This is a genomic window from Nonomuraea sp. NPDC004580 (assembly GCF_040609855.1).
In the GTDB taxonomy this organism is placed as follows: Bacteria; Actinomycetota; Actinomycetes; order Streptosporangiales; family Streptosporangiaceae; genus Nonomuraea; species Nonomuraea salmonea.
Window position 1 is genome coordinate 30,760 of record NZ_JBEXLH010000062.1, and the last position, 19,948, is coordinate 50,707.

Annotated in this window: 21 protein-coding genes; 12 read left to right on the forward strand and 9 right to left on the reverse strand. The window is 71.1% G+C overall.

The window, feature by feature from the left end:
* The first annotated feature begins 13 nt into the window (after window positions 1–13).
* The 4 genes from ABZW11_RS38300 to ABZW11_RS38315 all read left to right on the forward strand — a co-directional run bounded on the left by ABZW11_RS38300 (window position 14) and on the right by ABZW11_RS38315 (window position 4,607).
* Entirely contained in the window at window positions 14–226 is a 213-nt protein-coding gene (locus tag ABZW11_RS38300) for a hypothetical protein (RefSeq protein WP_355428622.1), read from the forward strand.
* Between the two features lie 69 nt (window positions 227–295).
* A complete protein-coding gene (locus ABZW11_RS38305; protein ID WP_355428625.1) occupies window positions 296–922 on the forward strand; it encodes a helix-turn-helix domain-containing protein in 627 nt (208 codons plus the stop codon).
* Window positions 922–2,658 carry an ABC transporter ATP-binding protein gene (locus ABZW11_RS38310; protein ID WP_355428628.1) on the forward strand — a complete coding sequence of 579 codons (1,737 nt, stop codon included), beginning with the start codon at window positions 922–924 and terminating at the stop codon, window positions 2,656–2,658. The genes ABZW11_RS38305 and ABZW11_RS38310 overlap by 1 nt, the downstream gene beginning before the upstream one ends.
* Window positions 2,655–4,607, forward strand: a complete 1,953-nt coding sequence (locus ABZW11_RS38315) for an ABC transporter ATP-binding protein (RefSeq protein ID WP_355428631.1) — start codon at window positions 2,655–2,657, stop codon at window positions 4,605–4,607. The genes ABZW11_RS38310 and ABZW11_RS38315 overlap by 4 nt, the downstream gene beginning before the upstream one ends.
* Window positions 4,608–4,650: 43 nt before the next feature.
* Here the strand turns inward: ABZW11_RS38315 and ABZW11_RS38320 are convergent, their stop codons facing one another.
* Window positions 4,651–4,896, reverse strand: coding sequence for a hypothetical protein (locus ABZW11_RS38320; protein WP_355428634.1), 246 nt, complete (start codon window positions 4,894–4,896; stop codon window positions 4,651–4,653).
* 357 nt (window positions 4,897–5,253) lie between these two features.
* On the opposite strand from ABZW11_RS38320, the gene ABZW11_RS38325 reads away from it, so the two are divergent.
* The gene (locus tag ABZW11_RS38325; RefSeq protein ID WP_355428636.1) at window positions 5,254–5,931 is read left to right on the forward strand and encodes a hypothetical protein; all 678 of its coding nucleotides are present in this window, start codon (window positions 5,254–5,256) and stop codon (window positions 5,929–5,931) included.
* A 26-nt stretch (window positions 5,932–5,957) separates the two neighbouring features.
* On the opposite strand, the gene ABZW11_RS38330 is transcribed toward ABZW11_RS38325, so the two are convergent.
* The 4 genes from ABZW11_RS38330 to ABZW11_RS38345 form a co-directional block, all read right to left on the reverse strand.
* Entirely contained in the window at window positions 5,958–6,422 is a 465-nt protein-coding gene (locus ABZW11_RS38330) for a hypothetical protein (RefSeq protein WP_355428639.1), read from the reverse strand.
* Window positions 6,423–6,477: 55 nt separating this feature from the next.
* Complete coding sequence (locus ABZW11_RS38335; RefSeq protein ID WP_355428641.1) at window positions 6,478–7,182, reverse strand: DUF4097 family beta strand repeat-containing protein; 705 nt, start codon at window positions 7,180–7,182, stop codon at window positions 6,478–6,480.
* An 80-nt stretch (window positions 7,183–7,262) separates the two neighbouring features.
* A complete protein-coding gene (locus ABZW11_RS38340; RefSeq protein WP_355428680.1) occupies window positions 7,263–9,071 on the reverse strand; it encodes a protein kinase in 1,809 nt (602 codons plus the stop codon).
* Window positions 9,068–9,760, reverse strand: coding sequence for a TetR family transcriptional regulator (locus ABZW11_RS38345; RefSeq protein ID WP_355428644.1), 693 nt, complete (start codon window positions 9,758–9,760; stop codon window positions 9,068–9,070). Before ABZW11_RS38345 ends, ABZW11_RS38340 begins: the two co-directional genes overlap by 4 nt.
* Before the next feature lie 435 nt (window positions 9,761–10,195).
* On the opposite strand from ABZW11_RS38345, the gene ABZW11_RS38350 reads away from it, so the two are divergent.
* From ABZW11_RS38350 to ABZW11_RS38365, 4 genes are all read left to right on the forward strand, one after another.
* Window positions 10,196–10,531, forward strand: coding sequence for an Lsr2 family protein (locus tag ABZW11_RS38350; RefSeq protein WP_355428647.1), 336 nt, complete (start codon window positions 10,196–10,198; stop codon window positions 10,529–10,531).
* A gap of 338 nt (window positions 10,532–10,869) precedes the next feature.
* A complete protein-coding gene (locus tag ABZW11_RS38355; protein WP_355428650.1) occupies window positions 10,870–12,465 on the forward strand; it encodes an FAD-dependent oxidoreductase in 1,596 nt (531 codons plus the stop codon).
* On the forward strand, window positions 12,462–13,658 hold the full coding sequence (locus ABZW11_RS38360) for a cytochrome P450 (RefSeq protein WP_355428653.1): 1,197 nt from the start codon (window positions 12,462–12,464) through the stop codon (window positions 13,656–13,658). Before ABZW11_RS38355 ends, ABZW11_RS38360 begins: the two co-directional genes overlap by 4 nt.
* Window positions 13,659–13,840: 182 nt before the next feature.
* On the forward strand, window positions 13,841–14,302 hold the full coding sequence (locus tag ABZW11_RS38365; RefSeq protein ID WP_355428656.1) for a hypothetical protein: 462 nt from the start codon (window positions 13,841–13,843) through the stop codon (window positions 14,300–14,302).
* On the opposite strand, the gene ABZW11_RS38370 is transcribed toward ABZW11_RS38365, so the two are convergent.
* On the reverse strand, window positions 14,290–15,042 hold the full coding sequence (locus tag ABZW11_RS38370) for an SDR family oxidoreductase (protein ID WP_355428659.1): 753 nt from the start codon (window positions 15,040–15,042) through the stop codon (window positions 14,290–14,292). The two genes, ABZW11_RS38365 and ABZW11_RS38370, sit on opposite strands and share 13 nt — an antisense overlap.
* Before the next feature lie 82 nt (window positions 15,043–15,124).
* Here ABZW11_RS38370 and ABZW11_RS38375 point away from each other — a divergent pair, with 82 nt between their 5' ends.
* The gene (locus tag ABZW11_RS38375; RefSeq protein WP_355428662.1) at window positions 15,125–15,610 is read left to right on the forward strand and encodes an Rrf2 family transcriptional regulator; all 486 of its coding nucleotides are present in this window, start codon (window positions 15,125–15,127) and stop codon (window positions 15,608–15,610) included.
* An 81-nt stretch (window positions 15,611–15,691) separates the two neighbouring features.
* Here ABZW11_RS38375 and ABZW11_RS38380 read toward each other — a convergent pair whose 3' ends face one another.
* From ABZW11_RS38380 to ABZW11_RS38390, 3 genes are read right to left on the reverse strand one after another with little or no spacing between them, the layout of a single operon-like run.
* A complete protein-coding gene (locus ABZW11_RS38380) occupies window positions 15,692–15,886 on the reverse strand; it encodes a ferredoxin (protein WP_355428665.1) in 195 nt (64 codons plus the stop codon).
* Window positions 15,887–15,915: 29 nt separating this feature from the next.
* Window positions 15,916–17,127, reverse strand: a complete 1,212-nt coding sequence (locus ABZW11_RS38385; RefSeq protein ID WP_355428668.1) for a cytochrome P450 — start codon at window positions 17,125–17,127, stop codon at window positions 15,916–15,918.
* Between the two features lie 29 nt (window positions 17,128–17,156).
* A complete protein-coding gene (locus tag ABZW11_RS38390; protein ID WP_355428671.1) occupies window positions 17,157–18,323 on the reverse strand; it encodes an FAD-dependent oxidoreductase in 1,167 nt (388 codons plus the stop codon).
* A 129-nt stretch (window positions 18,324–18,452) separates the two neighbouring features.
* Here ABZW11_RS38390 and ABZW11_RS38395 point away from each other — a divergent pair, with 129 nt between their 5' ends.
* Both ABZW11_RS38395 and ABZW11_RS38400 read left to right on the forward strand, forming a co-directional pair.
* Window positions 18,453–19,070 (forward strand): TetR-like C-terminal domain-containing protein, encoded by a 618-nt coding sequence (locus ABZW11_RS38395; RefSeq protein ID WP_355428673.1) that lies wholly within the window; start codon window positions 18,453–18,455, stop codon window positions 19,068–19,070.
* A 27-nt stretch (window positions 19,071–19,097) separates the two neighbouring features.
* The coding region (locus ABZW11_RS38400) for a DUF2264 domain-containing protein (RefSeq protein WP_355428676.1) at window positions 19,098–19,948 on the forward strand (851 nt) is incomplete at its 3' end.

The window sequence follows — 19,948 nt, forward strand, 5'->3', positions numbered from 1 at the left end:
TCCCGGAGGTACGGTGTCGGACGTGCTGTGTGGCTCGCCCGACACCGTCCTCGTCGTCATCCGCGGCAACTCCGGCTCCGGCGAATCCACCGTCGCCCACGCCCTCAGACAGACAGACGCCCGCCGCGGCCTCGCCGTGGTGGTGGTGGGGCCGGAGAGTTCGCTGGAGGAGACGGTTCGCGGCATTTTGGTGACCTCCCGTCTGTCCCCCGACCAGGGCATTTAGCGCTCGACGGTGGCTTTTTCCGGATAAACCCGTTGAACGAGCGAGTACTCACTCATTAGCCTCTTTCGCATGAGGAAGAGGCGACGGGTGCCGGCCATGGCCCCGGAAGACCGGAGGGCCGCGCTCATCGCCGCCACGCTCCCGCTGCTGCGCGAACACGGCACCGCGGTGAGCACCAGGAAGATCGCCGAAGCCGCGGGCGTGGCCGAGGGCACGATCTTCGGCGTCTTCCCCGACAAGGCGTCACTCGTACGGGCGACGCTCATGCACGCGTTCGACCCGCGACCGGCCGTCGAACGCATCCAGGCCGTCGGCACCGAGACCGACCTGCGCACCCGGCTGAGCCAGGTGGTGAAGCTGGTGCGCGCCGGCATGAAGACCAACGAGAGGCTCCACGCCGGCGTCGGGGAAGTGGCGATGCGGGACAAGGAGTTCGCCGAGCACCTGCTCAGCAGCCGCCGCCACATCGCCGACGCGGTGGCCGGCCTCATGGAGCCCGACCGTGACCGGCTGCGCCGCTCGCCCAAGGCCGCGGCGCACCTGCTGCTCATGCTGATCGCGGTCAGCACCCAGGCCAAGTTCGGTCCCGCCGGCGACGAGTTCAGCGACATGGACGACGACGAGATCGTCTCCGTGCTGCTCGACGGGCTGCTCGTACGGCCTTCCCCCACTCCATTCACAGAAAGCACCAGTTGATGCTGTTCCGTCTCCTGCGCGTCCAGCTCAGGCCGTACGGGAAAGAGATCACGCTCGTCGTCCTCTTCCAGTTCGTCCAGACACTGGCCACGCTCTATCTCCCGACGCTCAACGCCGACATCATCGACGACGGGGTCGTCAAGGGCGACACCGGCACGATCATGCGCATCGGGCTGCTGATGCTGGGTGTGACGCTCATCCAGATCGTCTGCTCGATCGTGGCCGTCTACTACGGCGCCTACATCTCCATGGCCCTGGGCAGAGACCTGCGGGCCGCCGTCTTCCACCGCACCCAGGCCTTCTCCGTGCAGGAGGTCAACAGGTTCGGCCCGCCCTCGCTGATCACCCGCACCACCAACGACGTGCAGCAGGTCCAGCTGCTGGTGCTGATGACGTTCACGATGATGGTGGCCGCGCCGATCATGTGCGTCGGAGGCATCGTGCTGGCGCTGCGCCAGGACACCGCGCTGTCGTCGCTGCTGCTCGTGGTGCTGCCGCTGATGATCGTCATCGTGGGCACGATCGTCGTGCTGATGCGGCCGCTGTTCCGTACGATGCAGGAGCGCATCGACCGGATCAACCAGGTGCTGCGCGAGCAGATCACCGGCATCCGCGTGATCAGGGCCTTCGTCCGCGACACGCACGAGCGCGAGCGCTTCGGCGTGGCCAACGACCGGCTCACCGACGTCTCGCTCAAGGTCGGGCGGCTGATGGCGCTGATGTTCCCCTCGGTCATGCTGGTCGTGAACGTCTCCAGCGTCGCCGTCATCTGGTTCGGCGGCCACCGCATCGCCGACGGCACCATGCAGGTGGGCGCGCTGACCGCGGTCATCTCCTACCTCATGCAGATCCTCATGTCGGTGATGATGGCGATGTTCATGTTCATGATGATCCCGCGCGCCGAGGTCTGCGCCGAGCGCATCAAGGAGGTGCTCGACACCGAGCCGACCGTTCACCCGCCGGCGAACCCCGTCACCCCCGGCCGCCACGACGGCGAGCTGGAGCTGCGCTCGGTCGGCTTCCGCTACCCGGGCGCCGAGGAGCCGGTGCTGTCCGGCCTCACCTTCACCGCCAGGCCAGGGCGTACGACCGCGATCATCGGCAGTACGGGCAGCGGCAAGACGACGCTGCTCAACCTGGTGCCGCGGCTGTTCGACGCCACCGAGGGCGAGGTGCTGGTCGACGGCGTCGACGTCCGCGACCTCGACCCCGCCGCGCTGTCCCGCGCGGTCGGCCTCGTCCCGCAGGCGCCCTACCTCTTCTCCGGCACCGTGGCCTCCAACCTCAGGTACGGCCGCCCCGACGCAACCGACGAGGAGCTGTGGCGCGCGCTGGAGATCGCGCAGGCCCGCGAGTTCGTCGAGGCGATGCCAGGACAGCTCGAAGAGCCCATCGCCCAGGGCGGCACCAACGTCTCCGGCGGCCAGCGCCAGCGCCTGGCCATCGCCAGGGCCCTGGTGCACCGGCCGGAGATCTACCTCTTCGACGACTCGTTCTCGGCGCTCGACTACGCCACCGACGCCCGGCTGCGGGCCGCGCTGGCCGAGGAGATCACCGACGCGACCATCGTCATCGTGGCCCAGCGGGTCAACACGATCCGCGACGCCGACCTCATCCTCGTCCTCGACGACGGCCGCCTGGTCGGCAGCGGCACCCACGCCGACCTCATGACGAGCTGCCCGACGTACAGGGAGATCGTCCTGTCCCAGCTCACCGAACAGGAGGCCGCAGCATGACGGCCCAGGCGCCCGCGCGCCGACCCCAGCCCGGCTTCGGGCCCGGCCGCATGATGGGCGGGCCCGCGGAGAAGGCGCTCGACTTCCGCGGCACGCTGCGCAGCCTGATGCGGCTGCTGCGGCCCGAGCGCACGCTGCTGATCGTCATCCTCGCGCTCGGCGCCACCAGCGTCGCGCTCACCGTGATCGGCCCCAAGATCCTCGGCCACGCCACCGACCTGATCTTCTCCGGCGTCATCGGCGCCCAGCTCCCGCCGGGCGCCACCAAGGAGCAGGCGGTCGCCGGGCTGCGCGCCCAGGGCCAGGACACCTTCGCCGACATGGTCTCCTCGATGCACGTCGTGCCGGGCCAGGGCATCGACTTCACCGGGCTCGCCCAGGTGCTCGGCTGGGTGCTGGCCGTCTACCTGCTGGCGGCGGCGCTCGGCATCGTGCAGTTCCGCATGACCACGACCGTCGTGCAGCGGGCCGCCGCCCGGCTGCGCGAGCGCATCGAGGCCAAGCTGGGCCGGCTGCCGCTCAGCTACTTCGACTCCCAGCCGCGCGGCGAGATCCTCAGCCGCGCCACCAACGACACCGACAACATCGCCCAGAGCCTGCAGCAGACGATGAGCCAGCTCATCACCTCGCTGCTGACGGTCGTGGCGGTGCTGGTCATGATGTTCGTGATCTCGCCGGTCCTCGCGCTGATCGCGCTCGTCACGGTGCCGGTGACGGTCTGGGTCACCGCGCTCATCGGCAAGCGGTCGCAGCCGCAGTTCATCGCGCAGTGGTCCTCGACCGGAAAGCTCAACGGCCACATCGAGGAGATGTACGGCGGCCACACGCTGGTCAAGGTCTTCGGCCGGCAGAAGGAGGCCGAGGACACCTTCACCGAGCACAACCAGGCCCTGTTCGGCTCCAGCTTCCGCGCCCAGTTCATCTCCGGCGTGATCCAGCCTGCCATGATGTTCATCGGCAACCTCAACTACGTGCTGGTCGCCGTGGTGGGCGGGCTCAAGGTGGCGTCGGGCTCGATCTCGCTGGGCGACGTGCAGGCGTTCATCCAATACTCCCGGCAGTTCAGCCAGCCGCTCACCCAGGTGGCCGGCATGGCGAACCTCGTCCAGTCGGGGGTCGCCTCCGCCGAGCGGGTCTTCGAGCTGCTGGAGGCTCCCGAGCAGTCGGCCGAGCCCGCCGAGCCCGCGCGGCCCGAGCAGGTCAGGGGCCGGGTGGCGTTCGAGAACGTGTCGTTCTCCTACAGCCCCGACCGCCCGCTGATCGAGAACCTGTCGCTGACCGTCGAACCCGGCCAGACCGTGGCCATCGTCGGCCCCACGGGAGCGGGCAAGACGACGCTGGTCAACCTCATCATGCGCTTCTACGAGGTGACCGGCGGCCGCATCACGCTCGACGGGGTGGACATCTCCGAGATGTCCCGCGAGGAGCTGCGCTCCAACATCGGCATGGTGCTGCAGGACACCTGGCTGTTCGGCGGCACGATCGCCGAGAACATCGGCTACGGCGCCGAGAACGCCACCCGCGAACGCATCGAGGCCGCCGCCGAGGCCGCCCACGTCGACCGCATCGCCCACACCCTGCCCGACGGCTACGACACCGTCATCGACGAGGAGGGCGCCGCGGTCAGCGCCGGCGAGAAGCAGCTCATCACCATCGCCAGGGCGTTCCTGGCCGAGCCGGCCATCCTCATCCTGGACGAGGCCACCAGCTCGGTCGACACGCGCACCGAGGTGCTCATCCAGCGGGCGATGAGCTCGCTGCGCGAGGGGCGTACCAGCTTCGTCATCGCCCACCGCCTGTCCACGATCCGCGACGCCAGCCTGATCCTTGTCATGGAGGACGGGCAGATCGTGGAACAGGGCACGCACGAGTCGCTGGTGGCGGCGGGCGGCGCGTACGCCCGGCTGCATGAGGCCCAGTTCGCTCAGGCCGTGGTGGAAGTCGAGTAAAGCGTCCGGGAGGGGGTGCGCCACCACGGCGCGTCCCCTCCTTTCATGGCATTCGTTGCAGCTCGAAGTCGGGCCCGATGGCGGCGCGGGCGGGGGAGTAGTCGATCACTATCTCACCCGGCCCCGCGACGCTCTCCACAGCGTCCTTGGCCTGCTCGGCTATCGGGTTGGCGGAAACCAGGTTCGGGTCGAAGACGTCCTGGCGCTGCTGGCCGATGCGGTTCCACGGATTGCCTGCCGTGGGCAGAGGCGCTCCGGCGCCCGCAACTCGTCCACCACGCCTGCGCATCCCGCGCTGAGGGCCTGGCGCTGGCTGGCCGGCTCGTCGGCGAAGCGCTGGGCGGCGGGTCCCGTCCAGACGTTCTGGCCCATGAGGGCGGCCGCGCGGTCCAGCGCGGGTCTTGCCTGATCGTGAGTTGCTCTGCGCGGCGCGGGGCCTGTTCCACTTGCTCCCGGGTCATAGGCACTCCTCAGGGCGCGTCGACCTGAGACGGGAGCCATTGGACTGCGCACCATCAGCGCCATCAACCGAAATGCCGGAATTGGTCTAAGTGTCAGATGTGACCGACATCTGCCATGCGAAGGAGAACGGAAGTATTTCTCCCCATGCGGCGGCGCGTGCCGTACGAAGGGAGGTGTCCGCCGAATGCCCGCTGACCAGGGAGAGCTTATGCAAAGAGAGCGGAAGACCGGCAGGGCCTCCGTCATCGACGTGATCGCGGCTTTGTTATCCGCCGCATCCCTCGTGGTCGCCATCGTCGCTCTGGACCTGTCACGGCAGGCGTTGCAGGTGTCGCAACAAGCCCTTGACCTGGCCGATAAGGCCTGGAGAAAGCCGTATCCGCCCGACCCGCGGAACATTCCGACGTTCGCCGAAGACAGCGACAAGGACGGCAACGCAGATGAGTACGTCACCATTCACGATTTGGACAGCTCGCTCAGGCTGCTGCAGTTCCTCGAAGAACACGAGGGAATGAAGATCCGCATCCTGGCGTACTTCGACGCCGACTACTTCGGCACTCACCTACCAGATTCCGGGGACGGCCTCTTCGTCGGCGAAGGCCCCCGCGGTCCTGGGGAGGACGGCTTCTCTCTACCTTCCGCGCGGTGTCCGAAGAAGCCATTCACCAGGATCACCGTGACCGATTGCACGATTGTCCGCGTCACTGTGAAGCACAGCTCCAAGGAGGCCAGGCCCTTCGCCGAACGGGTCGGTATGTGGTACATGCGCGGCTATTTTGCCGTCCACGGCTATCAGGAGACCTGGATGGGCTTCGACTGGTACCAGATCACGGCGATGACCGACATCGAGGCCGTTTCCTAGCTAGAGGGTGGGTGAGGGTGAGCGCTTCAGGTGAGGGCCTGGTCGAGGTGGATGAAGGTGGCGCCCTGGGAGACGGCGCGGGCGCCCAGGACGTGGCCGGCGCACATCCTGGTCTCGGTGCCCGCGGGGTCGATGACCTTCCAGGTCACCGGTGCGCCGCAGGGCTCGCCCGGTCTCGGGGTCGGTGTGCTGTGGCCGCAGACCCGGCAGGTTGAGACGCCGGCCATGGAGGTCAGGGTGTTGCCGTGTTCCGGGCAGACCGCCCAGGCCATGGCGCAGGGCTCCACCTGGGTGCGGGCCAGGTCCGTCGCCGCGTGGCGCAGGTCGTCGGTGGCCCTGGTCAGCCAGTCGGCGGCCTGGCGGGCCGCCACGAAGGGGTCGGCTTCGCCCGGGTGCACGTCGGGGGTGATGGCGCACGCGGCGCGGACCTCGGCGGCGAGTGCCTCCGCCCGGCTCGCGAGGGCCCGCAGCTGCGCGGGAGTGACGGTCATGGGCGCTCCACGGAAGGACCGGTGTGGTGGTGATCCCGACCCTACGTCCTGGCGGTCAGGCGGGCGCCAGCTCGAGCCTGCCCGAGTCGGTGGACAGGTTGATCGAACGCTGGGCCGCGGGGTCGTGGGCGGTCTTGATGTTCTCGTCGCCGGAGTCCGACGTGGTCTTCACCCGGTACGGCCCCTCAGGGACCCGCACGACGGTGTCGCCCGAGTCGGTGTCGGTGGTGAGCACGTCCGGCGGGCCGGCGAAGGCCAGGTTCATGTCGCCCGAGTCGGTCTTCGTGACGACCCGCTTGCCCGTGAGCCCGTCGCCCTTGATCACGCCGGAGTCGCTGGTCGCCTCCACGTCGCCCGACAGGCCGGTCAGCGTCATGTCGCCCGAGTCGGAGGCCAGCCGGACGCGGGTCGCCTTGGGCACCTCGACCCGGTAGGCGACGTCGCAGTTGACGCCGATCGAGCCGAACCCCCAGGTCGTGGGGCAGGTGAAGGACAGTTCGAGCGTGTCGCCGCGTACCTGGTGCTTGGTGGTCGGCTTGCTCTTGCGCCAGCTCAGCAGCTCGGTCACGCGGATGTCCCGGCGGTCGGACCCGATCACCTCGATCGTGCCCGCGTCGGTCGTGACCTGCAGCGCCGCCACCTGGCCGGTCACGTCGTACGCGGCCGAGTCCTCGTTCAGTGCGTCCGCCACGCCGCAGGCCGTCGTCAACGCCGCGACCCCGGCGAGACCTGCGATCAGTGCCACTTTCCTCATCGTCATGTGGCAATTGTCGGCGAACCCCCTCGTGCCCGGCTTCGGGGTCATCCCTGGATTCGCCCCCGAGACCCGCTTAGGGGATGTCAGGACAACTGGCACGTGGCCGTCGGCATCCACGGGTTGGCCGGGGTCTCGGCGGTCGCGTTGGGGTAGTCCGGGTACTTCCACCGGCACACCGAGGCCGGGTCCACCGCCGAGTCGGAGCCGTTGCACCGCGTGTAGCCCCAGCCCGCGCTGTACGACGGCTTGTACCCCTTGGCCTTGCAGTAGGCGTTGACGTCCGTCCACGTGATCGTGCCCGTGCTGGGCTCGGGGGCGGGCGCGCTGGTCGAACGCTTCGCGGTGGGCGACCTGGTGGGTTTGGGGGTGGGCTTGGGCGTACGGGTCGCGGGCCTGCGGGTGGTGGTCGTCGCGGATGGCGAGGGGGTGCGCTCGGCGGTGGTGGCCGGCACGGTGGACGGCGAGGTGGACGGCGAGGTGGACGTGGGCCGGCGGCGGGAGGTGGTGGGCGTGGCCGTCTTCGGCCGGGAGGTGGCGCTGGCCAGGTCCTTCGCCTCCTGGGCCTGCTGGGAAGTGGTGGGGGTGGGTTCTGGCGTACGCTCGGTGGCGGCCGGGACGGGGACGCGGGCCACCGCCTCCGGCCGGGAGACGGCGGGCGACAAGGTGTGCCAGCCGATCCCGGCCGCCGCGATCAGCGCCACCGCTCCGACCGGCACCCCCACCTTGAGCACCCGCATCCGGCCTCCACCCGTGACGGGCCCGGTGCCGAGCGCGGCCCCCCGCGCCTCCGCGCGCGGCGCGGTGTCATCGGACCGCGCGCCAGGCACAACGCCCGGCCCCGAAGAGGTGGCGGGGAACCCGTGAGGCGGGGTCAGCGGGCCGTTCGGGGGTGAAGCCGCCGGTAAGCCGTGGGGTGGTGTCAGTGGGCCGCTCGGAGACGAGGTCGCCGGGAAGCCGTGGGCTGGGGTCGGGGGGCCGCTCGGAGGTGAGGTCGCTAGGAAGCCCTGGGGCGGGGTCAGGGGGCCGGCGGATGTTGCCGGGGCCGGTGGCGGTGTGGTGGGGGAGGGGCGGTCCGTCACGCCCGTCAAAGCTCTCAAGCGATCGACCACCTGCCCCGACGTCGGCCGGCGGGACGGGTCCTTGGCCAGGCAGTCCCGCAGCAGCCACCGCAGCCGCTCGTCCACCGGCGACAGGTCGGGCTCGCTCGACAGCACCGCGTGCAGCGTCGCGGGGATCCCGTCGCCGAGGAAGGCGCGCCGGCCGGTGGCCGCGTAGTACATGGTGGCGGCCCAGGCGAACAAGTCGGCGGGCGGCCCCACGTCCCCGTTGGAGATCTGCTCGGGCGCCATGTACGCCGGGCTGCCGAACGGCTGGCTGGAGATCACCGACTGGCTCTGGTCGAGCGCCTTGGCGATGCCGAAGTCGATCACCACGGGACCGTCGGGCCCGAGCAGCACGTTGGCCGGCTTGAAGTCGCGGTGCACCACCCCGGCGGCGTGGATGGCGGCCAGGGCCGTCGCGGTGTTGATGGCCAGCCGGTGCAGCGCCGCCGCGCCGCGCGGCCCGTCGTCGCGTACGGAACTCTGCAGCGACGGCCCCGGCACGTACTCGCTGACGATGTACGGCCGCGTCCAGGCGAACCCGGAGTCGAGCAGTTGTGCCGTGCAGAACGGCGCCACCCGCTTGGCCGTCTCCACCTCGCGCAGGAACCGCTCGCGGGCGAGGCCGTCGGCGACCAGGTGCGGATGCAGCAGTTTGATGGCGACGAGCGGCCCGTCGTGAGCCCGGCCCGCGTAGACGACGCCCTGACCCCCGCTGCCGAGCCGCTTCTCGATCCGGTACGGCCCGACTGTGGCGGGGTCGTCGGGGAAGAGGTGGTCGTCGGTGTTCAGGGCGTCTTCTCCGTGATCGGGGTCGTCGTGGGGCTCACGGCGGGTTCGGGCGCCGGGATGGGCGCGCCGGGCGGGAGCCGGGCGACCAGCCCCTCGGCGGCGGAGGTGAGCAGCAGCAGGAAGTAGTCCTCGAAGGTGTGCTCGGGGATGCCGGCCTGGGCCTGCCGCAGCAGGGTCGAGCCGGCGATCGCGGTGAGCGCGTGCTCGACGACCTCCGACCCGGCGACGGCGGCCTGCTCCTGCTCGGCCACGCTGACGCCGAGCGCGATGGTGGCGATGCCGGAGGCGACCACGGTTGCGGCGGCGGGGTCGTAGCCGCGCTCGCCCAGGGCATGGAGCTCCTGCTCCATGAGCCGGATGCCGGAGGCTCCGCGCGGGAACAGGCGCAGCATGTAGCCGGCGGTGCCGGGATGGTCGAGCGTGAAGCGGCGCAGTTGCCCGGCGAAGCTCACCAGGTGGGGGACGAGCGGCTGCGCGGGGTCGTCGGTCAGCCGCAGCTCGTCGAGTATGGCCTCGCCGACCAGCGTCTCCAGGGCCGACCTGCTGGGCACGTGGCGGTAGATCGCGGCCGTGGTGACGCCGAGCGCGTCGGCGACGCGCTGCATGGTCAGCTCGTTGAGCCCGATCCGCTTCCCGGCCGCGATCACGTCGGCGACGGTGAAGCTGGCCGGGCGGCCGCCCGTGCGCACCTGATCACCCCCGAAAGTTATGGACCATAAGTTAGGGGAGTGATCATTCAGGCGCAAGCGCTTCGGACATCCCCCGAAAGGTGGAACGCTCCCAAGTCCGGCGCCCGTCAATGGCGCCGTCCGGCGCCCGCAGGTCTTGAGGAACGGTTGAGTCCGCGCCGCCGGCTACGGGCCGATGTGACGAGTTCGCCTATGTGCGAGGCCGAACCGTATCCTTTGAATTGCTCTTCAACACCGCCGATTCCGCGCCATTGAAGGCCGTCAGGGCGGCGGTGCCGTGCCGGGCCCGGAATCGGGAGGTGGGCGGAGTGAAGGGGGATGACCAGGGCAAGCGCCGGAGTGACGGGCGGCCGGAGCCACGCCACGCCCCTAAGATGCACTTCCTGCTGAAGAGCGTTACAGTACCTGCAACGTGAACGTATTTGGAGCACCCTAATGGCGAAGCGCATTGTTGAATCCTTTATCGATGACATCGACGGCAGTGACGCCGAGGGCACCACGAGGTTCGCGCTCGACGGCACGAACTACGAGATCGACCTCTCCGGAGCCAACAGAGACAAGCTGGAGAAGGCGCTGGCGCCGTTTATCACCAAAGCCCGCGCCGTCCGCGCCGACAGGGGCGCCCGCGGCCGCCGCGGCGGTTCTTCGCGCGCGGTGAGCCGCGAGAAGGCCACCGAGATCCGCAAGTGGGCCAAGGCACAGGGTCTGCCGGTGAGCGAGCGGGGCCGCATCGCCTCCTCCGTCGTCGAGCAGTACGAGGCCGCTCACTGAGCACCACCTGACCGACCGGCAGGGGGGCGCGTTTCCCGCCGGTCCGGCCAGAGTCGGTCCGGCAGAGCCGGTGGGCTGATCCCGCGTGCCGGAGGCGTCCGCTTCGCCGCCTTCGGCAGGAGAGCCATCCGCAGGAGAGCTTGCAGCAGGAGAGCCATCCGCAGGAGAGCTTGCAGCAGGAGAGCCATCCGCAGAGGGCCCTTCGACCTGGGCAAAAACCCGGGCAGGATCAGCTCGGGCAGGCTACGGCGCGCCCGCCCCGGGTAGGTCACCGCGGGCCGGGCCCGCCACCGCCGAGCGAGCCAGGCGCGTGCTCGCTCGACGGGGGAGTGGCCTTCGTGAAAGTCGTCGTCGACCTGACGCGCTGCCAGGGATACGGGCAGTGCGCGTTCCTCGCGCCCGACGTCTTCACCATCCGCGACGAGGCGCTCCTGTACGACCTCGACCCGGCCGACGAGCAGCGCGAGCAGGTGCTGCGGGCCGCCGCGGCCTGCCCGGTGCAGGCCATCCACCTCGACGCGGCCGAGAGCCCGTACGTCCCCCGCCAGAGCGCCCAGCCGAAGGGCCACGGCGAGCGCATCGTCATCGTGGGCGCCTCATTGGCCGGCGCGCGGGCGGCGGGTGTGCTGCGGCGCGACGGCTTCGCGGGCGAGCTGACCGTGGTCGGCGCGGAACGCGACGCCCCCTATGACCGGCCGCCGCTGTCGAAGCAGGTGCTGACCGGCCAGATCCCGCCAGGTCACACGCTGCTGCCCAGCGTGCGCGAGGTGGAGGCCGAGTGGTTGTGGGGCACGGAGGCGACCGGCCTCGACATCGCGGCCAAGCGGGTACGCCTGGCCGATGGCCGTGAGCTGCCGTTCGACCGGGTCCTGCTGGCCACCGGCACCCGCGCCAGGCCCTGGCCCAATGAGAGGGAGGCCGCCCTCCAGGGCGTCCACACCCTGCGCACCCAGCAGGACGCGGCCGGCCTGCGCCAGGCGCTGGCCGCCCGCCCGAACCGGGTGCTGATCCTCGGCGCCGGGTTCACCGGCAGCGAGATCGCCTCGGTCTGCCGCGAGCTGGATCTACCGGTGACGGTCGTCGAACGCGGCCCCGCCCCCCTGGTCAACGCGCTGGGCCGGGTGATCGGCGACGTGGCGGCGCGGCTGCACCGCGACCACGGCGTGGACCTGCGTTGCGACACGACCGTCACCGCCCTGGAGGACGACGGGAACGGCCGGCTGCGCGGCGCCCGGCTGTCGGACGGCACCACGGTGGCGGCCGAGGTGGCGGTCGTCGCGCTCGGCTCGATCCGCAACGTCGAGTGGCTGCACGACTCCGGGCTGGCCGCCGGCGTGTGGGGCGTGACCTGCGACGCGGGCTGCCGCGCGGTGGACACCAACGGCCTGGTCATGGACGACGTCTTCGTGGCCGGCGACATCGCGCGCTTCCCGCACCCGCTCTACCAGTACCAGTTCATGACGCTGGAGCACTGGGGCAACGCGGTCGCCCAGGCCGAGATCGCCGCCCACAACATGGTCAGCGACCAGGCGCACCGCTGGCCGCACCTGTCGGTGCCGGTGTTCTGGTCGAGCCAGTTCGGCGTCAACATCAAGTCGGTCGGCGTGCCCACGTTCGCCGACCAGGTCGTCATCACGCAGGGCTCGACGGCCGGGCGGCGCTTCGCCGCCGTGTACGGCTACCAGGGCCGCGTCACCGCCGCCGTCACCTTCGACCAGGGGATCTGGCTGGAGTTCTACCAGCGGTTGATCGAGCGGGCCGCGCCGTTCCCGCCGGACTTCCGGCACGTGGACCGGCGGGAGGAGGCGGGGCCCGTGCCGGCGGGGGTGCCCGACCGGGTGGTGGCCACGGCGGGCGCGACCGTCGTGGTGACCGGGCACGACCCGGCGGAACGCCGCGCCACGCTGCTGCATCCACCCCAGGGAGCGTCATGAGCGTCTTCGACCGCATTCTCGACCCGGCGAACAGGGCCGACCCCTACCCGCTCTTCGACGAGCTGCGCAGGACTCCGGTGGCGCGGCAGGAGGACGGCACGTACGTGGTGAGCACGTACCGGGAGATCGTCGAGCTGCTGCACGACCCGCGGGTCAGCTCCGACCGCCGCAACCTGCGCGTCCCCGACGCGTCGCCGGACCCGGCGCCGTCGTTCATCGGGCTGGACCCGCCCGAGCACGACCGGCTGCGTGCCCTGACCATGCGCCACTTCGGGCCGCCGCATTCGCCGCGGCTCATCGACGGGCTGCGGCCCGCCATGCTGGAGGTGACGACCCGGCTGATCGACGGCCTGGCGGACCGGCGGCAGGCGGACCTCGTGGACGAGGTGGCCTATCCGCTGCCGGTCGCGATGATCTGCCGGATCCTGGGCGTGCCGGAGGCGGACGAGCCGCGCTTCCACGCCTGGGCCGACCGGATCATCGACACGCTGGGCCCTGGCGAGCATGACAGGGCCGAGCGGGAGCGCGAGCGGCAGGCGGTCGCCGATCAGCTCCGTGGCTATCTCGGGGAGCTGGTCGAGGAGCGCCGCGCGCAACCGGGGGACGACCTGCTGTCCGGGCTGATCACCCAAGGCGGCATGGAGCAGCGCGAGGTGGTCGCCACCGCGGTGCTGCTGCTGATCGCCGGGCACGAGACGACGATCAACCTCATCGCCAACGGCATGCTGACGTTCCTGCGCGACCCGGCCCTGCTCGAACGCCTGCGCACCGATCCTGGCCTGATCGTGCCAGCGGTGGAGGAGCTGCTGCGGTACGAGCCGCCGGTGCAGCTCATCTCGTCGCGGGTGGCGCTGGAGGACATCGAGGTGGCCGGCGTCACCATCCCGGCCGGGTCACCGATCGTGCTCGCGCTGGCGGCGGGCAGCCGCGACCCCGCTCACGTGCCTGACCCGCAGACCTTCGACCCCTGCAGGTCCGGCAACGAGCACCTGGGCTTCGGCGGCGGCGTGCACTACTGCTTCGGTGCGCCGCTGGCCAGGCTGGAGGCGCAGATCGTGCTGACCGAGCTCATCCGCAGGCTGCGCGCGCCCCGGCTGGTCGCCGATCCGCCGCCGTACCGGCCGAGCCCGATCCTGCGCGGCCCGCGCCACCTGCTCGTCGACTACGACGGTGTCGAGCCCGTGAGCAGCTGATCAGGCACCACCTTGGGGCAGGCCGCGCGGCCCCGTCTCCGGTCACCATGACCACCGTACTGCTCAAACGCCGCATGACCGGCAGCTTATGCGGCACGTGCACCGCCGGTTCGGCGTGGCGCTTCCGGTGTGATGGAGGCGTTCGTCAGCATGGGGGGAGTCACAGGAAGTGAGGGGGACGGATGCGGGCGATCGCGGCGATGGTGGTGACGGTCGTGCTCACCGCCACCCCTGCGCAGGCAGGCAAGGACGACGACAACGACGACAACGATGACAAGACGCCCAAGTGGCGCAAGCTCACGTCCTTCTTCGTCTCGCCCGAGTCGCCCCACCAGAACGACGTCATCCGCGTCCTCCTGCACTGCCCGGACGCCGCCAACCACGCGATCGCCGGCTCCACCGCCTTCCCCCTGAAGGGCTCGTGGCGCACCTTCCGGGAGGTGGGCGTGGGCCTGACCGGGCGGAACTTCGGCCGGCGCGGGGTCATCATCTCCCGCTACGCGCCGCCCGGCCATCACGACGTGTATATGAAGTGCGTCAAGGTGCGCATCGACAAGAAGACGAGGATCAGGAAAGTCAAGCTGATCAGCCGCGCGTCCGCGTCGCTGTTCGTCCGTCCCTTCCGCATCCGTCAGTATTTCTGAGCCTGCTCGGCCAGCCACTGCTCGAACGTGGTCGGCGCGATGCGCACACGCTCGCCCGGCAGCATCACGTCGCCCGCCATGGACGCGTCGAAGACCCCGTGCCACGTCGGCACCAGCTTCACCTCGCGCCCCCGCGCCTGGTGCGTGCGCCTGGCCATGTCCACGAGGTCCTGCGGGTCGGGGCCCGCGACGTCGGCGTGGCGGCCCTGCGGCTCGCCGGCCGCGACCTCGGCCAGCACGGCCGCTATGTCGGACGGCGCGATCGGCTGGACGAGCAGCGGCGCGAGGGTGGCGACGCCGTCCTGCTCGGTCCAGCTCGCGACCATCTCGGCGAAGTCGTGGAACTGCGTGGCCGGCACGATCGTCCATGGCACGGGACCGGCCTCCACCAGCCGCTCCTGCTCCCGCTTGCCCGCGTAGTGCGCGTTGCCCGGCACGCGGTGCACGCCGACGATCGACAGCAGCACGTGGTGCCGCACGCCGGCGCGCTGCTCGGCGGCCAGCAGGTTGGCCGTGGTGGTGCCGAAGAGCTCGACGGTCTGCTCCCTGCTGACCGGCGGGGCGCTGATGGCGTCGACGACCGCGTCCACGCCGGTCAGCGCCTGGTCGAGGCCCTCGCCCGTCACCAGGTCCACGCCCAGCGACCGGCTGACGCGGACGACCTCGTGCCCGTCGCCCTCCAGGAAGGCGACCGTACGGGAGCCGATGTTGCCGGTGGCCCCGGCGACTGCGATACGCATGATGACTTTCCTCTCCTCGTGCTACGGCGTCACCATATCTCGGACTAAATGGATCCTCAATCTCCCCGATATGATGGTCGGCGTGAAGCTGCCTGTGAGCACCGAATGGTTGTTGCACTGCGCGTCGACGCTGGCGCAACTCGACCCCGGAGCGACCGCGTCGGCCGCACAGCTCGCCGACTACTACGACCTTCCCGCTCCTTACCTGGCCAAGCAGCTTCAGGCGCTGGTCAGAGCCGGGGTGCTGGCCGCCACGACGGGGCCGAGGGGAGGGTTCAGGCTCGGGCGGCCGCCGGGGGAGGTCACGCTGCTGCAGATCGTGGAGGCGGTCGATGGGGCGGCGTCGCCGTACGAGTGCCGCGAGATCCGCATGCGGGGGCGCGGCGCGCTGCCGGAGGAGGACTGCCAGGAGACGTGCGTGCTCGCGGCCAAGATGTACGAGGCCCACGAGGCGTGGCGGCGCAGCCTGGCGGGGGTCACGCTGGCCGACATCCTCGCCGGCCTGCCCGACACCATCCCGGCGCGCACCCGGTCGATCATCGCGGGAACGCCGAGGGCGCCCCGCTGACGTCGGTCAGCTGGGCGCCCCGTCGTGCGGGAGCCCGCCCGGTCGCCACGACCGCCGGGCGGGCCCGGTATCCAGTCCGCCTCAGTCCGCGAGCTCGATGGCGGCCCCCGGGCACACCGCGGCCGCCTCGCGCACCACGGCGTGCTGGCCGGGGCCGGGCGAGTCGTCCAGCAGGATCACGATGCCGTCGTCCTCACGCTGGTCGAACACCTCGGGCGCGAGCAGCACGCACTGCCCCGCGCCGCAGCACTTGTCCTCGTCGACGATGACTTTCACGATGTCGTCTCCTTCTCAGATCAGCGGGGTCACCAGCGGACGGGAAGCGTACGCAGGCCGCCGACCGCCAGCCCCTCCACCCGCTCCAGCTCCGCCACCGGCACCGCCAGTTCGAGCGAGGGCAGCCTGCGCAGCAGCACCTCCAGCACGACCTGCAGCTCGGTGCGCGCCAGCGACTGCCCCAGGCACGAGTGCGCGCCGGAGCCGAAGGCGAGGTGCGGGTTGGGGCTGCGGGTCAGGTCCATCTCGCCGGCGCGTTCGAACGCGCTCTCGTCCCGGTTGGCCGCGGCCATGCTGCAGATCACCGTGGTGCCCTTGGGCAGCACCTCCCCGCCGACCTCGCTCTCGACGGGCAGGTAGCGGGGCAGGCCGAAGCCGGAGTTCGCGTCCATGCGCAGCGACTCCTCGACCGTCGTACGGATCAGCGCGGGCTCGTCCAGCAGCCGCTCCCACCGGCCCCGGTCGGCCAGCAGCATCGCGACCATCTTGCCGATCATGTTGGCGGTGGTCTCGTGCCCGGCCACCAGCAGCCCCATGCCGGTCACCAGGATCTGCAGGTCCGACAGCCCGCCCTGCTCGGGGCCGCCGGCCGCCAGCAGCTCGCTGAGCAGGTCGTCGCCCGGCTGCGCGCGCCTGGCCTCGACATGGTCGGACATGTACTGGAAGAACTCCGCCTGCGCGGCGTCGATCTCCTCCTTGGTGTAGCGGGTCAGGTTGAGGAACGTGTCCGACCAGTACGAGAACCGGTCCCGGTCCTCGGCGGGCACCCCGAGCATGTCGCAGATCACGTACACCGGCAGCGGGAAGCCGAGCGACGCCTTGAGGTCGGCGGGCGCACCCCGTTCGACCATGTCGTCGATGAGGTCGTCGGCGATCTGCGCCATCGCGGGCCGCAGCGCCGCCATCCGCTTGGCGGTGAACCACCGGCCGACCAGCCGCCGCCAGTGCTGATGGCCCTCGCCGCCATCAGGGATGATCTGGGCGACCTCGCTGTTGAACACCCCGCCGCCGTCCGCCGACAGCCGCGCCGCGTCGGGGGCGGTGAGCTGGCGGGTGAAGCGCGGGTCGGCGAGCACCGCTTTGACGTCCTCGTACCGGGTGATGAGCCGCGCGCCGTCGCCGCTCGGCAGCTTCACGTGCGCCACCGGGCACTCGCCGCGCAGCCGCGCCCACTCCGCGGGCGGGTCCAGCGCCGCGTCGTTGGGGATCGGGTAGGTCAGGACCTGCTCATTGACACTCATGCGGCCTCTTCTCGTGAACGGATCGGCTTCTATGCCCGGGTGAGGTGCTGCTGGCGGAGCACGCGGGCCTGCTTGGCCATGTTCCAGCCGAGCACGCCGGTGACCCGGCCTTCCTCGCGGTAGACGGCGGCGAAGCGGTGCTGCTCGGGGTCGCCGTCGGTGACGCTCGCCACGGCCTCCTGCGACGGCAGGCCGTGCGCCTGGATCTTGACGTCGTACTGGTCGGTCCAGAAGTAGGGGATGGGCGTGTACGGCCGGTCCGCGCCCAGCAGGTTCGCCGCCACGACCTGGGCCTGCTCGGTGGCGTTCGTCCGGTTCTCCAGCCGCAGCCTGCGGCCCATGACCTCGTGGTGGAAGGACGCCACGTCGCCGACCGCGTAGACGCCGCCGCCCGCCCGGCAGCGCGCGTCGCACTCCACTCCGTCGCCCAGCCGCAGCCCGCTGCCCGCCAGCCAGCCGGTCGCCGGGCGGGAGCCGATGGCCACCACGACGGCGTCGGCGTCCAGGGTCTCGCCGGTGGCCAGGCGCACGCCCCTGACCCTGCCCGCCGCGCCGGTCAGCGCCTCGACGGTGACGCCGAGCCGCAGTCGCACGCCGCGTTCCTCGTGCGTACGGGTGAGGTGCCCGGCGATGACGTCGCCGAGCTGGTCGGCCAGGATCGCCCGGCCCATGCCCACGAGCGTCACGCCGAGGCCCATGCCCCTGGCCGTCGCCGCGATCTCCGCGCCCAGCACGCCCTCGCCGACGACCACCAGCCGCCGGGCCGCGGTCAGGCCGAGGCGCAGGGCGAGCGAGTCGTCCAGGCCGCGCAGCACGTGGACGCCCGCCAGGCCGTCCTGTCCCGGCAGCCGGCACGGGACCAGGCCCGTCGCGATGACGACGGCGTCGGCCCGCACCACGCGGCCCGACGCCGTGGTGACCGCCCGCTCCCGCGCGTCCAGTGCCGTGGCGGGCTCGCCGCGGACGAAGGCGGCGCCCAGCGCGTCGAGCTGCTCCTGCGTACGCAGTTGCGCACGGGCCGGCTCCCACGCCCCGGCCAGCACCTGCTTCGACAGCGGCGGCCGGTCGTAGGGCAGGTGCGGCTCGGCGTCGAGCAGCGTCAGGCGGCCGGTGTAGCCCTGGCGGCGCAGCGCCTCGGCGGTGCTCAGGCCCGCGGCGGAGGCGCCGACGATCAGGATGCTCTCTGGCGGTGTCACTCCGCCTTCCTCCCGTGCCCGGCTGCGTGTATGCGCATATGTCCTGGTCCTTTCCGGCATCTCGCCCTGAACATTACCCTACACATGTAGGAAAACCTTCACCTGTAGTCAGAAGGTAGGGTGAAGCGTGTGGCGACCACACGAGCAAGCAACACGCCGTCGGGTGACCGGCGCGTCCGCCGCACCCAGGCCGCCCTGGCCCGAGCACTGCTGCGGCTCGTCGAAGAACGCGACCTGTCCCGCATCGCCGTCGCCGACGTCGCCGAGCTCGCCGGAGTCAGCCGCTCGACCTTCTACGACCACTACCGCGACGTGCACGAGCTGGCCGAGGCCGCCTGCACCGCGATGATCGACCGGCTTGTCGAATCCCTGCCCATGCCGGCCGTCGACGCCGAAGACCCGCTGGCCGAGGCCGCCGCGTCCCTGGAGGCGTTCTTCGCCAGCCTCGCCGAGCACGCGGGGCTCTACCGCGCGCTGCTCGGGCCCCAGGGCAGCGCCCGCGTCGCCGACCACATCCGCCGCCGCACCGCCGCCGCCATCCACGCCCGCCTCAGCGAGGAGCCATCCGCGCAGGACGGCGACCCGCACGACGTGAGCGCCGCGTTCACCGCGGGAGCCCTCATCGGGGTCGCCTCCGACTGGCTGCACCGCGGCTGCCCCCGCACCCCGGCCGAGATGGCCGCCCTGACCTGGCCGCTGATCACCGCCGTCCACCCCCTCCCGATCCGGCCCCGCTCTCGAAGCTGAGTGGTTGATCCGCTTAGGATGCCGTTCATGCCGCTGCACCTCCCTCCGCCCGACGACCGGCTGTCCGGACACACCGGCTACACCCGGGCCCACTGGGAGGCGCTGGCCGACCACCTGCTGGCGTCGGTGGCGCCGTACGCCACCGAGGGCTTCTCGCAGTACCGGCTGCCCGGCGAGCCCAGCATCTCCGGCACGGTCAGCGACGGGCTGGAGGGCTACGCCCGCACGTTCCTGCTGGCCGCCTTCAGGATCGCCGGCGCTCAAGGCGACGTGGAGCCGGAACTGATCGAGCGGTACGCGAGCGGCCTGATCGCCGGCACCGACCCCCGCCACCCCTACGCCTGGCCGCCGCTGACCGACATGGCGCAGCCGCTGGTCGAGGCCGCCTCGATCGCGCTGGCGCTGCACGAGACCCGGCCGTGGATCTTCGACCGGCTCTCACCGGAGCAGCGGGAGCGGGTGGTGAGCTGGCTTGCCGGGTTCATCGGCAGGAGAACGCCCGACAACAACTGGGTGCTGTTCCGGGTGATCGTCGAGCAGTTCCTGGCCGAGGTGGGCGGGCCGTACGAGCCGGGCGAGATCACCGGCGGCCTGGAGCGCATCGAGGAGTGGTACGCCGGCGACGGCTGGTACACCGACGGCAAGGGCAAGAACTTCGACTACTACTGCGGCTGGGCGCTGCACCTCTACCCGTCCCTGTGGGCGCGGATGGCGGGCGACACCGCCCGCGCCGAGCGCTACGCCGGCCGCCTGCGCCTTTTCCTTGAGCAGTACCAGCACTTCTTCGCCGCCGACGGCGCTCCCGTGCACCAGGGGCGGTCGCTGACGTACCGGTTCGCGACGGTCGCGCCGCTGTGGCTGGGCGCGCTGACCGGCGC